11 protein-coding genes are annotated in these 14416 nt (G+C 70.7%); 3 read left to right on the forward strand and 8 right to left on the reverse strand.

What is annotated here, in order from left to right; translation table 11 throughout:
* Positions 1 to 71 precede the first annotated feature (71 nt).
* From ACIBBD_RS22225 to ACIBBD_RS22235, 3 genes are read left to right on the forward strand one after another with little or no spacing between them, the layout of a single operon-like run.
* Entirely contained in the window at positions 72 to 587 is a 516-nt protein-coding gene (locus ACIBBD_RS22225; RefSeq protein ID WP_399421206.1) for a PadR family transcriptional regulator, read from the forward strand.
* Positions 584 to 1330 carry an ABC transporter ATP-binding protein gene (locus tag ACIBBD_RS22230; RefSeq protein ID WP_399421207.1) on the forward strand — a complete coding sequence of 249 codons (747 nt, stop codon included), beginning with the start codon at positions 584 to 586 and terminating at the stop codon, positions 1328 to 1330. The genes ACIBBD_RS22225 and ACIBBD_RS22230 overlap by 4 nt, the downstream gene beginning before the upstream one ends.
* Before the next feature lie 53 nt (positions 1331 to 1383).
* Positions 1384 to 3666 (forward strand): ABC transporter permease, encoded by a 2283-nt coding sequence (locus tag ACIBBD_RS22235; RefSeq protein WP_399421208.1) that lies wholly within the window; start codon positions 1384 to 1386, stop codon positions 3664 to 3666.
* Positions 3667 to 3966: 300 nt separating this feature from the next.
* On the opposite strand, the gene pgi is transcribed toward ACIBBD_RS22235, so the two are convergent.
* The 8 genes from pgi to ACIBBD_RS22275 form a co-directional block, all read right to left on the reverse strand.
* Positions 3967 to 5619, reverse strand: coding sequence for a glucose-6-phosphate isomerase (gene pgi, locus ACIBBD_RS22240; RefSeq protein WP_399421209.1), 1653 nt, complete (start codon positions 5617 to 5619; stop codon positions 3967 to 3969).
* A gap of 73 nt (positions 5620 to 5692) precedes the next feature.
* Positions 5693 to 6961 carry an MFS transporter gene (locus tag ACIBBD_RS22245; protein WP_399421210.1) on the reverse strand — a complete coding sequence of 423 codons (1269 nt, stop codon included), beginning with the start codon at positions 6959 to 6961 and terminating at the stop codon, positions 5693 to 5695.
* Positions 6962 to 7129: 168 nt separating this feature from the next.
* Positions 7130 to 7465 (reverse strand): RNA polymerase-binding protein RbpA, encoded by a 336-nt coding sequence (locus tag ACIBBD_RS22250; RefSeq protein ID WP_003957010.1) that lies wholly within the window; start codon positions 7463 to 7465, stop codon positions 7130 to 7132.
* A 210-nt stretch (positions 7466 to 7675) separates the two neighbouring features.
* Entirely contained in the window at positions 7676 to 7912 is a 237-nt protein-coding gene (gene secG / locus ACIBBD_RS22255; protein WP_399421211.1) for a preprotein translocase subunit SecG, read from the reverse strand.
* Between the two features lie 107 nt (positions 7913 to 8019).
* Positions 8020 to 8796, reverse strand: a complete 777-nt coding sequence (tpiA, locus tag ACIBBD_RS22260; RefSeq protein ID WP_399421212.1) for a triose-phosphate isomerase — start codon at positions 8794 to 8796, stop codon at positions 8020 to 8022.
* 5 nt (positions 8797 to 8801) lie between these two features.
* Positions 8802 to 10013: a phosphoglycerate kinase gene (locus tag ACIBBD_RS22265; RefSeq protein WP_399421213.1), complete on the reverse strand. Its 1212-nt coding sequence runs from the start codon at positions 10011 to 10013 to the stop codon at positions 8802 to 8804.
* 135 nt (positions 10014 to 10148) lie between these two features.
* Positions 10149 to 11156: a type I glyceraldehyde-3-phosphate dehydrogenase gene (gene gap / locus ACIBBD_RS22270; protein WP_399421214.1), complete on the reverse strand. Its 1008-nt coding sequence runs from the start codon at positions 11154 to 11156 to the stop codon at positions 10149 to 10151.
* 229 nt (positions 11157 to 11385) lie between these two features.
* Entirely contained in the window at positions 11386 to 14343 is a 2958-nt protein-coding gene (locus ACIBBD_RS22275) for a M14 family zinc carboxypeptidase (RefSeq protein WP_399421215.1), read from the reverse strand.
* Positions 14344 to 14416 lie beyond the last annotated feature (73 nt).

Below are 14416 nucleotides of genomic sequence, written 5' to 3' on the forward strand. Positions count from 1 at the left end.
CCATGTATACCTGTTAGGTATGGGCGATACTAGGGCCTGGAGCACATTACGAGGACAGGAGGACCGCGGTAGTGCGCCTGCCCCTCCTGGCACTCCTCGCCCGTGGTCCGGCCCACGGCTACGAGCTGAAGCAGGACCTTGAGCAACTGCTGGGCTCCGCGTACCCTCAGCCGAACGTCGGCCAGGTCTACGTGACCCTCGGCCGCCTCGAGAAGCAGGGACTGATCGAGGGCGAGGACATCGCGCAGTCCAGCCGGCCCAACAAGAAGGTCTACCACCTCACCGACAGCGGGCGGGAGGCACTGCGGGCCTGGTTCGAGGAGCCCGAGGACGAGCCGCGGGTGCGGGACGAGTTCTTCATGAAGCTCGCCCTCGCCCCGCAGACCGGTCTCGCCGACCAGATCGCCCTCATCAACAAGCAGCGGCGCCAGTACCTGAACACCATGCGCAACCTGTCGAAACTGGCCGCCGCCGAGAACCGGGACAACCGTATCGCCCAACTGCTGATAGAAGGCGCGATGCTGCATCTGCAGGCCGACCTCGACTGGCTGGAGCGGTGCCAGGAAGAGCTGGAGGAACTGGAGTGAACGACGGCGCTCCCGTGCTGCGCGCCCAGGGCCTGGTCAAGACGCACCACGGCGAGGGCGCGCCGGCACGTGCCGTGCGCGGGGTCGACCTGTCCGTACGGCAGGGCGAGTTCGTGGCGATCACCGGTCCGTCCGGCGCCGGGAAGTCGACCCTGCTGCACCTGCTCGGCGGGCTGCAGCGCCCGGACAGCGGCAGCGTCTGGCTGGACGGCGAGTGCACCGACGCGTACAGCGAGGCCCGCTGGGCGGTGGAGCGCAGGAAGCGCATCGGCATCGTCTTCCAGTTCTTCAACCTGGTGTCGAACCTGTCCGTCGCCGACAACGTCGAGCTGCCCGCGCTGCTCGGCGGGGCCTCCCCCCGGCAGGCGCGCGCCGCGCGCGAGGAACTCCTCGCCGAGCTGGGGCTGGCCGGCAAGGAGCGGAGCATGCCGGGCGAGCTGTCCGGCGGCGAGCAGCAGCGGGTCGCGCTGGCCCGGGCCCTGGTCAACCATCCGCCGCTGCTGCTGGCCGACGAGCCCGCCGGCAGTCTGGACAGCAAGGGCACCCGCGAGGTGATGCGGCTGCTCTCCCGCTTCCACCGGCGCGGCCAGACGATCGTGCTGGTCACCCACGACGCCCGGCTGGCCAGCGCCGCGGACCGCGTGATCAGCTTCTTCGACGGACGCATAGCCGACGACGCGGAACTGGACGGCACACCGTCGCGCGGGACCGGTATATCCGGGGTGCTGGAGCTCAAGGACTGACATGCGGGTCCACGACGGTCGGCTCGCCCCGCGCGAGCGGAGAGGCTGAGCCCGTGCGAGCCACCCTGCGCTGGGCGCACTCCGATCTGCGCACACACCGCGGCGAGGCGCTGTTCCTCGTCCTCGCCACCGCCGGCATCGTCGCCTCCCTGCTGCTGGCCACGGCGCTCTTCGGATACGCGACCAACCCCTGGCAGCGGGTCTTCACCCAGGCGCGCGGCGCGCACGTGTGGATCCACACCGGCCCGTCCGCCGAAACGGGGAAGCTGTCCACGCTGGACGGCGTCGAGTCCGTCGCGGGCCCCTACCCCGTCGCCTCCGCCACCCTCACCTCCCGCGGCACCCGCGCCTCCGTCGAACTGCGCGGCACGCCCGAGCGGCCCGCCGTCGGCCGCCCGCTGATCACCTCCGGCCACTGGCTGGACCCCGCGACCCCCGACGGCGTGGTGCTGGAGAGCCGCCTCGCCCGCGCCCTGGTGGCCGGACCCGGCGACACCCTCACCCTGCCGGGCACCGCACGGAGACTGACCGTTCTCGGCGTCGCGGACAGCGCCGAACCCCGCTTCCGCCCGGGCGAGCACCCCGGGCTCGTCTGGGCCCTCCCGTCCGCCGTGCCCGACCCGGACGGCCAGGTGACCGGGGTGCGCCTGACCGATCCCGACGACACGGACTACGCCGTCCAGCGCGCCGTCACCGTCCTGGGCGCGGGCGCGGTCAGCGAGGTCTCCACCTGGCAGCAGGCCCGCGCCGAGGCACAGGGCGACAACCGGCTGCTCGGACAGGTGCTGGGCCTGTTCGGCCTGGGCGCGCTGGTCGCCGCCGGACTCGCCGTGCACGGCGCGATCAGCACCCGCATCCGCGGCCACCTGCGGGACATCTCGGTGCTGAAGGCGATCGGCTTCACGCCCGGGCAGGTCGTGCGGATCTTCCTGCTCCAGCACATCGCCTACGCGCTGCTGGGCGCCGTGGCCGCGGCGGCGCTCACCCAGGCGCTGGGCAGCCGTGTCCCGGGACGTCTGGGGGACGCGGTCGGCGTGTGGCAGGGGCTGCCCGCGCACACGGTGGCGCTGTTCGCAATACCGGTGGGGGCGGTGCTGTTCATCGGCGCGACCACCGGGCTCGCGGCCTGGCGGGCCGGGCGTGTGCCTCCCGTACCGGTGCCGCGGCCCGCGGCACCGGTGGGCGGACGTCTTTCCGGCGTGGCGCGCCGGGCGCTCGGACTGCGGCTGCCGCCCGCCCTGGTCCTCGGCTGGCACAAGGCGTTCACCAGGCGCCCGCGGTCGCTGGCGACGGTGGCCCGGCTCGCGCTGCCGCTGCTGCTGATCGTGGTCGCGATGAGCGCCTGGACCACCATCGACCGCTTCCAGACCAGGCCCGAGCAGATCGGCCTGCCGACCGCGCTCACCGTCCACGCGGACGCCGGCCTCACCGACCGGGAGACGCGAACCCTGCTGGAACGCGACACCCAGGTCGCGACGGCCTACCCGGGCGTGGAGGTGGCGGCCCTCGTCCCGGGCCAGACGGCCACCATCGCCCTGCGCGGCCTCGGCACCCGCCAGGACCCCTACCCGTACGCCGTGGCCGAGGGCCGCCCGGCGCGCGGCCGCGACGAGGCGGTGGCCGGGCAGGGCCTGCTCGACCTGCTCGACGTGCGCGTCGGCGACTGGGTGCGGATGACCGTGGGCGAGCAGCCGCAGATCCTGCACATCGTGGGCCGCAGCATCGAGCCGGAGAACGCCGGCCGGGTCATCTCCACCTCGCTCGACACCCTGCGCGAGAACGACCCCGGGCTCGGCCCGACCCTGTACCAGCTACGACTGCGCCCCGGCGCCGACCCGCACACGGTGGCCGGCCGGCTGGCCGCGGCAGGCCAGGGTCACCTGGACGTGCGCGCCGCGACGAACCCGGCCGACGGGCTCTCCCCGCTGCGCGGAGTCGTCGTGGGTCTGATCGCGGTCCTGGCCCTCATCGGACTCATCGAACTGCTGACCGTGATCGGCGGCACCGTGCGCGAGGGCGAACGGGATGTGCTGGCGCTCAAGGCCATCGGCCTGTCCCCGCGGCAGATCACCGCGATCACCGTCACGGCCACCGGCGGCACCGCCCTGGCCGCGGTCCTCGTCGGCACGGCGCTGGGCACCCCCCTCGCGCACTGGGTGATCGACGCCCAGGGCAGATCGAGCGGTGTCGGCGCCGGGATCGCCCAAGGCCCGTCCCCCGCCTTCCTGCTGCTGTTCTGCGCCGCGACGGTACTGGGAGCGACAGCGCTCGCCGCCGTACCGGCGACCCGCGCCGCCCGCCGCCGTCTCGCGGACACCTTGAGCGCGGTGGCCTGAGGGGTGTCGGGGGCCCCGGGTCTGCTGGGGGATCCGCGTTGGCCGGGGGCGCCGGGTTGGCCGGGGGATCCGGGTTGGCCGGGGGATCCGGGTTGGCCGGGGGATCCGGGTTGGCCGGGGGATCCGCGGAGCTCCGTGGGAGGGGGCCGCCCGTGCCGGGAGGTTCCCCAGGGGGCCGGCGCCAGGTGGTTCCCCGGGACAGAGGCCGCCCGTCGCGAGAGGCTCCGCGGGACGACGTCGCCGACCGCCGAGAGGCTCCGCGGGACGGGCGGTCGGTGCCACCGCGTCCCGCGGCGGTGGTCAGCGTCGGCCGCGCAGCTCCCGGTACCTGGCGACCAGCGCCCGCGTCGAGGCGTCCAGGCCGGGGACCTCGGCCCCCTCGGTCAGGGCCGGTTCGACGCGCTTGGCGAGCACCTTGCCGAGCTCCACGCCCCACTGGTCGAAGGAGTCGATGTTCCACACCGCGCCCTGCACGAACACCTTGTGCTCGTAGAGCGCGACGAGCTGACCGAGCACCGACGGGGTCAGCTCACGGGCGAGGATCGTGGTCGTGGGGTGGTTGCCCTTGAACGTCTTGTGGGCCACCAGCTCGTCCGGCACGCCCTCGGCCCGGACCTCGTCCGGCGTCTTGCCGAAGGCCAGCGCCTGGGTCTGGGCGAAGAAGTTGGCCATCAACAGATCGTGCTGCGCCCTGAGTTCGTCGCTCAGCTCGGCGACGGGCTCGGCGAAGCCGATGAAGTCCGCCGGGATCAGCTTCGTGCCCTGGTGGATCAACTGGTAGTAGGCGTGCTGGCCGTTGGTGCCCGGCGTGCCCCATACGACGGGCCCGGTCTGCCAGTCGACCTCCCTGCCGTCCCGGCCGACGTACTTGCCGTTGGACTCCATGTCGAGCTGCTGGAGATAGGCGGCGAACTTCGACAGGTAGTGCGAGTACGGCAGCACCGCGTGCGACTGGGCGTCGTGGAAGTTGCCGTACCAGATGCCCAGCAGGCCCAGCAGCAGCGGGGCGTTGGCCTCGGCGGGGGCGGTGCGGAAGTGCTCGTCGACGAGGTGGAAGCCGTCGAGCATCTCGCGGAACCGGTCGGGGCCGATGGCGATCATCAGGGAGAGGCCGATCGCCGAGTCGTAGGAGTAACGGCCGCCGACCCAGTCCCAGAACTCGAACATGTTGGCCGTGTCGATGCCGAAGTCGGCGACCTTCTCCGCGTTGGTCGACAGGGCGACGAAGTGCTTGGCGACGGCCGCCTCGTCGCCGAGCGCGTCCAGCAGCCAGCCACGGGCCGAGGTGGCGTTGGTGATCGTCTCGATGGTGGTGAACGTCTTGGACGCGATGATGAACAGCGTCTCGGCCGGGTCCAGGTCCCGGATCGCCTCGTGCAGGTCGGCGCCGTCCACGTTGGAGACGAAGCGGACCGTGAGGTCACGGTCGGTGTAGCTGCGCAGCACCTCGTAGGCCATGGCCGGGCCCAGGTCGGAACCGCCGATGCCGACGTTGATCACGTTCTTGATGCGCTTGCCGGTGTGGCCGGTCCAGGCACCCGAGCGGACCCGGCCGGCGAAGTCGGCCATCTTGTCGAGGACGGCGTGCACCGCGGGGACGACGTTCTCCCCGTCGACCTCGATCACCGCGTCGCGCGGGGCGCGCAGGGCGGTGTGCAGCACCGCGCGGTTCTCGGTCGTGTTGATCTTCTCGCCTCGGAACATCGCGTCCCGCAGTCCGAAGACGTCGGTGGCGGCCGCCAGCTCACGCAGCAGCCGCAGCGTCTCGTCGGTGACGAGATGCTTGGAGTAGTCGATGTGCAGGTCGCCGACCTGCACCGTGTACCCGTCGGCGCGCCCGGGGTCGGCGGCGAACAGCTCACGCAGCTGCACCTCGCCGAGTTCCTCGCGGTGCTTGGCCAGAGCGGTCCACTCGGGCGTCTGGTTGAGCCTCGTACGGCCGTCTGCGTTCATGTCGGACCCAGCCCTCTTTCCTCACCTGTCCGTACTGCGCGTGCTGTCCCGCTGCGGGTCCCAACCTAGTTGATCAGCCGGTGACGCGAGCTGCGGTGGGACCGTCCGTCGGTACAACAACAGGTACGTCCGCCTTGCCCGCCGGTATCAACGCGGTGACGGCCAGGGCGAACAGCAGGGCCGCGAGGAGTGCGGGCGCGTTCAGGCCGGAAGCCGCCGCCGCGGCTCCGCCGAGCAGGGCGCCGAGCGGGGCACCGGAGGTGGAGGCCGTGCGGAAGGCGGAGGAGATACGGCCCACCATGGCCTCGGGGCTGCGTTGCTGCATCAGGGTGACCTGGTGGACGTTCCACACCATGTTCATGACGCCGAGCAGCAGCATGCCCGCGAGAAGGGCGCCGAGATGACGGACGCCGCCGATGAGCAGCAGGGACACCGTCTGGACGGTGCCGCCGAGCAGCAGGGCCCGGGCCCGCCCGGTGCGCCGGGCGATCCGCTGGGCGACGAAGCCGCCGGCGAGGCCGCCGACGGCGTACACCGTCAGGGCGGCGGCGAACCCGGTGCTCCCCGCGTGCAGCCAGTGCGTCACATGCAGCACCAGGGTGGCGATCAGGGCGCCCATGCCGATGTTGCAGAGCAGGGTGGCCAGGCAGACGGGCCGCAGGACACGGTCGCGCCACAGGGCGCGCAGCCCCTCGCCGATCTCCGTCCGCAGGGTGCTGCCCGCGGGGCGCGGCTCCCGCCCGGGCGGGCGTATCCGCAGGGAGGCGACCAGGGCGGCGGCGAGCAGATAGGTGGCCGCGTCCGCCGCGAACGGCACGAAGGCGCCGGCGCCGAGCAGCAGCGGCACGACCGGCCCGGCGAGCAGGCCGCCGGCGAGTTGCTGACCGGTCATCAGCCGGGCGTTGGCCCCGCCCAGGGCCTCGCGCTCCACCAGGGACGGCAGCAGTGCCGTGGCCGCGTTGTCGAAGAGCGTCTGGAGGGTGGTGAGCAGGAACGCGAGGGCGAGCAGCAGCGGGATCGAGGCGTGCCCGAGGGCGACGGTGAGCGCGAAGGCGGCCACGAGCAGGCCGCGCACGGTGTCCACGGCCCACATCGCGCGCCGCTGGTCCACCCGGTCGGCGACGGCCCCGCCGAGCAGGCCGAACAGCAACCAGGGGACGTAGGCGCAGGCGGTCACGGAGGCGATGACCAGGGGGTCGTCGGTGAGCTGCACGGCGAGCAGGGGCAGCGCGGTCGTCCGTAACGCGTCCCCGAACCGGGAGATCACGGCGGCACTCCACAGTCGCCCGAAGCCACCGCGCCACGCGGGCGCGCGGCCGTCCGCCGTTCCGACCGTCGTCACAACTCCCCCTTCCGGCTGTCCGGTTCGTCCTCGTCGGGGAAACCGCGACGAGGACCACTACGAAAACCGTAGAGGGCACCACTGACAATCGGTGGGGAGGCGGCCGGCCGCCGGTGTGCGAAACAGGTCCGGCCAGGCGCCCACGGGCACCCGGCCGGTCCTCAACTCCTAGATCTCGCCCCGCAGTTTGGCGAGCGCCTCGGCGAGGATCGCCTCGCCGTCCGCGTCGCTGCGCCGCTCCCGCACATAGGCGAGGTGCGTCTTGTAGGGCTCGGTGCGCGGCGGGTCCGGCGGGTTGTCCCGGTCCTGGCCGGCCGGGAAGCCGCAGCGCGGGCAGTCCCAGGTATCGGGCACTTGCGCGTCGCTGGCGAAGCTGGGCTGCGTCTCGTGCCCGTTGGAGCACCAAAAGGAGATGCGCAGACGCGGCGCGGACTCGCCGCGCTCGGCCTCGCCCATCGGCCCCGCCCCGACCCGGCTTCCTCGGATCGCGTTGCCACTTGCCACGGTCGTAACTCCCTGCGTGATGGTGCCGCAAAGCGAGTCGGCGTTTCGCTTCGCTGCGAGCGCCTCAGTCTACGTAAGGCCCAACGCGCGTCCAGTGATTGGAGTTACAGCCCCCACACCTAGACGCAAGCCCCATGATAGGCCGCGCTCAGCTGCGCGTACCGAACATGGGGCCTTACGTGCGGAATGTGCGTTTGTGTGCGTCGCGGATCAGCTGTTCGTCTTCATCATGAGGCCGAGGACAACAATGCACGCGAACCACAGCAGACCGACCACGACGGTGATGCGGTCGAGGTTGCGCTCGGCGACCGAGGAGCCGCCGACGGAGGACTGCATGCCGCCACCGAACATGTCGGAGAGGCCGCCGCCCTTCCCCTTGTGCATCAGCACCAGCAGCATCAGCAGCAGGCTGAAGACGATCAGGGCGATCGAGAACCCCAAAACCACGGCTGGACCAACTTCCTCGGAATCGGATAACGACGGGGGCACAGCGACGGCGCTGTGCCCCCGCAAGGGTACGACGGATCGCGTCTACCGCATACTCACAGCTCGGATCACTGGTCGCGGAAACGCACGATCTTGACGAACTCCTCGGGGTCCAGCGAGGCACCGCCCACCAGCGCGCCGTCGATGTCGGCCTGCGCCATGATCTCCGCGACGTTGCCGGACTTCACGGAGCCGCCGTACTGGATGCGGACCTTGTCGGCCACGTCCTGCGAGTACAGCTCGGCGAGCTTGCCGCGGATGGCGGCGCAGACCTCCTGCGCGTCCCCGGCGCCGCAGACCTTGCCGGTGCCGATGGCCCACACGGGCTCGTAGGCGATCACGATCGTCTCGGCCTGCTCGGCCGGGAGGTCCTTCAGACCGCCCTCGACCTGGGCGAGGGTGTGCGTGACGTGGTTGCCAGCCTCGCGGACGGCCAGTTCCTCGCCGACGCACAGGATCGGGGTCAGGCCGTGCTTGTAGGCGGCCTTGACCTTGGCGTTCACCAGTTCGTCGGTCTCGCCGTGGTACTGGCGGCGCTCGGAGTGGCCGATCGCGACGTAGGTGCACCTCAGCTTGGCCAGCATCGGGCCGGAGATCTCGCCGGTGTAGGCGCCGGAGTCGTGCGCGGAGATGTCCTGGGCGCCGTACTTGATCTTCAGCTTGTCGTGCTCGACCAGCGTCTGCACGGAACGCAGGTCGGTGAAGGGCGGCAGGACGGCGACCTCGACGGCGTCGTAGTCCTTGTCGGCCAGGGCGAAGGCGAGTTTCTGGGTGTGGGCGATGGCCTCGAGGTGGTTGAGGTTCATCTTCCAGTTGCCCGCCATCAGCGGCGTGCGCGTGCTCATCTAGGTCAGTCCTCCAGTGCGGCGAGGCCGGGGAGCGTCTTGCCCTCGAGGTACTCGAGGGAGGCGCCGCCGCCGGTCGAGATGTGGCCGAATGCGTCCTCGTCGAAACCCAGGAGGCGGACGGCCGCGGCGGAGTCGCCGCCGCCGACGACCGTGAAGGCCGGGGAGTCGAGGAGGGCCTGGGCGACCGCCTTGGTGCCCTCGGCGTAGTCGGGGTGCTCGAAGACGCCCATCGGGCCGTTCCAGAAGACGGTGGCCGCGTCGGCGAGCTTCGAGGCGTACAGCTTGCGGGTCTGCGGGCCGATGTCCAGGCCCTCCTGGTCCGCGGGGATCGCGTCCGCGGCGACGGTGGTGGGGTTGGCCGGGGCCTTCGTCTTCAGGTCCGGGAACTCGGTGGAGACCAGGACGTCGACGGGCAGGACCAGCTCGACGCCGGTCTTCTCCGCGCGCTCGATGTACTCCTGGACGGCCGGGATCTGGTCCTCCTGGAGGAGGGAGATGCCGACCTCGTGGCCCTTGGCCTTGAGGAAGGTGTAGGCCATGCCACCGCCGATGAGGAGGCGGTCGGCCTTGCCGAGCAGTTCGTCGATGACGGCGAGCTTGTCGGAGACCTTGGCACCGCCCAGGGCGACGACGTACGGGCGCTCGACGTCCTCGGTGAGCTTCTTCAGGACGCCGACCTCGGTGGCGATGAGGTAGCCGGCGGCGTGCGGCAGGCGGGCCGGGAGGTCGTACACGGAGGCGTGCTTGCGGTGCACCGCGCCGAAGCCGTCGCCGACGTAGACGTCGGCGAGCTCGGCGAGCTGGTCGGCGAAGGCGCCGCGCTCGGCGTCGTCCTTGGCCGTCTCGCCCGGGTTGAAGCGCAGGTTCTCGATGACCGCGACCTGGCCGTCGGCCAGCGCCGCGACGGTGGAGCGGGCGGACTCGCCGACCGTGTCGGTCGCGAAGGCGACGTCGGACCCGAGGAGTTCACCGAGGCGGGAGGCGGCGGGGGCGAGCGAGAAGGCGGGGTCCGGCGCGCCCTTGGGGCGGCCAAGGTGCGAGGCGACGACCACCTTGGCGCCCGCGTCCGCGAGGGCCTTGACGGTCGGCAGCACGGCGCGGATGCGGCCGTCGTCGGTGATGGTGCCGTCGTCGAGCGGCACGTTGAGGTCGGCGCGGACGAAGACCCGCTTGCCGGCCACGCCTTCGGAGAGGAGTTCGTCGATCGTCTTCATGTAAAGGGCTCCCGGGAGGGCTGGTGTTGCTCCGTGATCGTAGAGAGGGCCGATCCGTACGTGAGTCAGGGCCCGGGCGGCGCGTCCCTGCGCTGCCCGAGCCCTGCCCTCACATCGAGGTACCTGCTCTGTTGATCAGAGCTGGTTGCCGACGAAGACCGTCAGGTCGACGAGGCGGTTGGAGTAGCCCCACTCGTTGTCGTACCAGCCGATGACCTTCACGTTCTTGCCCTCCTGGACCATGGTCAGGGAGGAGTCGAAGGTGCAGGACGCCGGGGCGTTGACGATGTCGGAGGAGACGATCGGGTCCTCGGTGTACTCGAGGATGCCCTTGAGCTCGCCCTCGGCGGCCTTCTGGAAGGCGGCGTTGACCTCTTCCTTGGTGACCTCGCGGCTGAGCTCCAGCACCAGGTCGGTGACCGAGCCGGTGGGGACCGGGACGCGCATGGCGATGCCGTCCAGCTTGCCCTTGAGCTGCGGCAGCACCAGGGCGGTGGCCTTGGCGGCACCGGTGGTGGTCGGGATGATGTTCTCGGCGGCGGCACGAGCGCGGCGCAGGTCCTTGTGCGGGAAGTCCAGGATGCGCTGGTCGTTCGTGTACGCGTGCACCGTCGTCATCAGGCCCTTGACGATGCCGAAGTTCTCGTCGAGGACCTTGGCCATCGGCGCCACACAGTTGGTGGTGCAGGAGGCGTTGGAGATGACGTGGTGGTTGGCGGCGTCGTACTTGTCCTGGTTGACGCCCATCACGATGGTGACGTCCTCATCCGTGGCCGGAGCCGAGATGATGACCTTCTTGGCGCCGCCGGCGATGTGCTTCTCGGCGTCGGCCTTCTTGGTGAAGATGCCGGTGGACTCGATCACGATGTCGACGCCCAGCTCGCCCCACGGGATGTCGGCGGGGTTGCGCTCGGAGAGGACCTTGATGGTCCTGCCGTCGACGGTGATCGTGTCGGCGGTGTGCGAGACCTCCTGCTTCAGGCGGCCCAGGATGGTGTCGTACTTGAGCAAGTGAGCGGTGGTCGCGGTGTCACCCAGGTCGTTGACAGCCACGATCTCGATGTCAGCACCCTGCTCCAGTAGCGCGCGGAAGTAGTTACGACCGATGCGGCCAAAGCCGTTGATGCCTACGCGGATCGTCACGAACCGATCTCCTCGTTGGTACGCCGGCCATGCGGTGCCGGCGAGCTGTATTTGGGATGTCCCCGACCACCCCCGACCCTACCTCTCCGAGGCGCCCGGGGTGACATCGAGTCGCCCCATACACGGCAGGACGGCCCGTACCCGCCAGTAGGGGTACGGACCGCCCTGGCCCGAAGGCCCGGTCACTCGTTCTGATCACATCGCGTCGCGCGGTGTTGACCTCAGCGTGTCACTCGTCAAGTGAGGCGAGGGCCTTTCCGATGAGCGCGTTGCGGTCGGCCGCCGCGGTGACGTGTTCCAGGCCGAAGCCCAGCAGCACGGTGTCGTCCGTGGTGACCGACGCGTACGTCTGGAAGAGCGCGCCGGAACGCGCCCAGTCCTTGACGACCGCGGGGCTGCCCGCGGGCGGGCCCGGCACGCTCCAGGCGCCCAGCGACGTCTCGAAGCCCTCGGTCTCGGTCGCCGTGCCACCGGTCACGAGGGACGCGTTGTCGACGAGGACGCCGCGGCCGCCGGAGCCGGGGTCGGTGATGTAGGAGAGCGCCACCTCGACGGTCTTCCCGGCGTACGCGGACAGGTCGAAGGACACCTCCTGCCAGCCGGCCGAGGCCCCGGTGAAGCTGTTCCAGGAACCGCTGGCGCCGGTGGGCGCGCAGGCCCCGCCGGAGAGCGTCAGGTACCGCCGGAGGGCGGGGTGGGCCTGGATGAGGTAGCCGGCCTCGCACTCGACGGGTACGGCGGTGCTGGTGGCGCCGCCGGTCTCCGGGAGCGTGGTCCAGTCGTCGGCCCCTGCGGTGTGCGCCTCCAGGACGGCGTGGTCGTAGCCCTCCTCCGTGTTCCACAGCATGCGGGTGCGCAGGCCCGGCTTGTCGGACGCGCTCACCCCGGTGAGGTCGATGGTGCGGGTGAGGCGGTTCCAGGCGTAGTCGCTGTGCGTGACGGCGGCCATGGAGGTGCCCTCGTAGGGCCCGTACGGGTTGGCGGTGCCGGGGTAGCGGCCCGCGCCCGCGCTGGCGAACTGTGGGAACGTGGCCACGGGCAGGGTCTCGGAGGTGACGCTGTAGGACCCGGCCTGGTTGAGCGGGTTGCCGGGCGCGGCGCCCAGGGGTCCGCCCGCGCCGGCGAGCGCGCCGGTGCCCTCGTAGGAGGTGGCGCCGGACAGGGACGTCCGGGTGTAGGCGCCCAGGTAGTACTGGCTGAAGTCGTTGGACGGGGTGCCGTCGCCGAGGTCGACGTTGCCGCCGGCCAGTTCGCCCGCCTCGATCAGCTTGCCGCCCTCGTTGAGGAAGGCGCGCAGCTCGAGCTGGGTCGGGTTGCCGGGGACGCTCGCGCCCGTGTAGTGGACGACCGTGTCGAAGTGGCCGAGCACGCCGAGCGCGTCGGGCGGGCCCTGGGTGGCGACGTCCCAGACGATCGCCCTGCGGCCGTTCGCCTTCAGCGCGTCGACGTAGGTCTGCGCCTGTGTGGCGGCCGTGCCCTCCTCGGCGACGACGAGGGTGTCGGCCCGGGGCCGCTCGGCGATGGTGTAGGTGAAGTGCTCGCTGGAGACCTTCCTGCCGCTCGGCGTCTCGCCGGTGAACCACACCTCGACCTTGTCGCCCGGTTCGCCGTCCTGCACCTTGGCCCGGTACTCGTCGAAGTAGAGGTTGTCCTCACCGCCGAAGGTCTCGCCGCCCTTCCAGGGCCTGAGCGCCTGGTCGTACGTACGGCCGCCGTTGACGCGGTACTTGAGTTCCTTGTCGCGCAGCGCCTTGCGGGCGACGACGGAGACCTCCTGGTCGGCGCCGCGGGAGTACGACGTGGTGAAGCCGGCCGGGGTGAAGTCGGCCGCGGTCAGGCCGACCGAGGACTTCGGCTGGTCGGGACGGGCGGCGCTCTCGGCGACGGAGAGCGCGAACGGGATGTTCTTCTCGAACTCCTGCTGGATCAGCTTCTCGTCGTCCGGGAAGTTGAACACCGACTGGCAGTCGGCCGCGTTCCACTGGTCGTTCGGGTCGAGGTTCGAGATCGTCTGGCAGGTCGACATCTCGGGGGTGAACATCGCGGTGCCGTTGACGTTGGCCGCGTGACCGTCGGCCTCGCCGTTGGTGGTGTACAGCTCCGAGGAGACCTGCGGGTGGTAGCCGGGGATCGCGGAGTTGTCCGGGGTGCCGGCCAGCGCCTCGTAGAGGACGTCGTCCGGGGTGTCCGTCGCGACCTGCCAGCCGACGCCGTAGAGGAGGAGTTCGGCGGCGGAGTGGTAGTTGATGCCGTACTCGAAGCCGATGCGCTTCTCGAACGCGTCCAGCGCCTGGGTCTCGGGCTCGGAGTTCGGGCCCGCGCCGCGGTAGGTCTGGCTGGTGGGGTTGGGGGACGAACCCTCGTCGTCGTAGCCCCACTTGTAGGCGAAGTTGCGGTTGAGGTCGACGCCGTCGCCGGTGGATATCACGCCGTCGGCGTTGACGTCCCGCAGGTTCTTGCGCCACAGGCGGTTGTCGGTGTCCTCGAAGGTGTAGTCGTAGCCGTCGGGGTTGGCCGACAGGACGAACCACAGCTCGGTGGTGTCGACGAGCTTCTTGATCCGCTGGTCCGTCCGGTAGTTGTCCAGGTAGTGGTGGAGCAGCCGGCGGGTCATCTCCGGGGTGATCCACTCACGCGCGTGCTGGTTGGACAGGTACAGCACGGAGGGTCTGGAGCCGTCCTTGGTCTTCTTCGCGTTCTTGGTGAGCTTGAGCGCGAGGATGTCCTGGCCCTTGATCGTCTTGCCGATGGAGACGACCTTGGTGAGGCCGGGGTTCTCCTGGCCGGTGCGGAGGATCTCCTCCTTCAGTCCGCCCTTGCCGCTGTAGGGGCGGAACACGCCGTCGGCGGCGGCTTCGACGCGGTCCTCGGCACTGGCGGACAGGGTGTGCTCGGTGAGCGGTACGCCCTGCTTCTCGAGCTTCTTCGCCTGGTCGTCGGTGAGGTAGACCTCGATGGTGGCGGTGCCCTGCTCGGGCGCCTGCTCACTGAGTTCGTGAGCGTCCTGGCCTGCAGCCAGCAGCAGGGGTACCTGCTTCTTGGTGACCTCGGCGCGGAAGACCTTGACCTCGTCCGCGTCGGATGTCCCGGACGAACCTCCGGGTTGTGCCTGGGCGATGGGTGCGATGCTCGCTCCGCCGATCAGGAGCGCGCCGACAGCGAGGATCGATCTCGCTCTACGTCTCATGAACCCCCCTAGCGTGGGTCCGCCACAGCAGCGAACACAAGCCAGGCTCATGACACTTCATGATCGAGTCAAG

It is taken from the genome of Streptomyces sp. NPDC051315, assembly GCF_044455165.1.
In the GTDB taxonomy this organism is placed as follows: domain Bacteria; phylum Actinomycetota; class Actinomycetes; order Streptomycetales; family Streptomycetaceae; genus Streptomyces.

Bases quoted from the DNA above. Each gene is read 5' to 3' on its own strand.
- pgi (WP_399421209.1), bottom strand. From the start codon at position 5,619: ATGAACGCAGACGGCCGTACGAGGCTCAACCAGACGCCCGAGTGGACC.
- tpiA (WP_399421212.1), bottom strand. From the start codon at position 8,796: ATGAGCACGCGCACGCCGCTGATGGCGGGCAACTGGAAGATGAACCTC.
- ACIBBD_RS22265 (WP_399421213.1), bottom strand. From the start codon at position 10,013: ATGAAGACGATCGACGAACTCCTCTCCGAAGGCGTGGCCGGCAAGCGG.
- ACIBBD_RS22275 (WP_399421215.1), bottom strand. From the start codon at position 14,343: ATGAGACGTAGAGCGAGATCGATCCTCGCTGTCGGCGCGCTCCTGATC.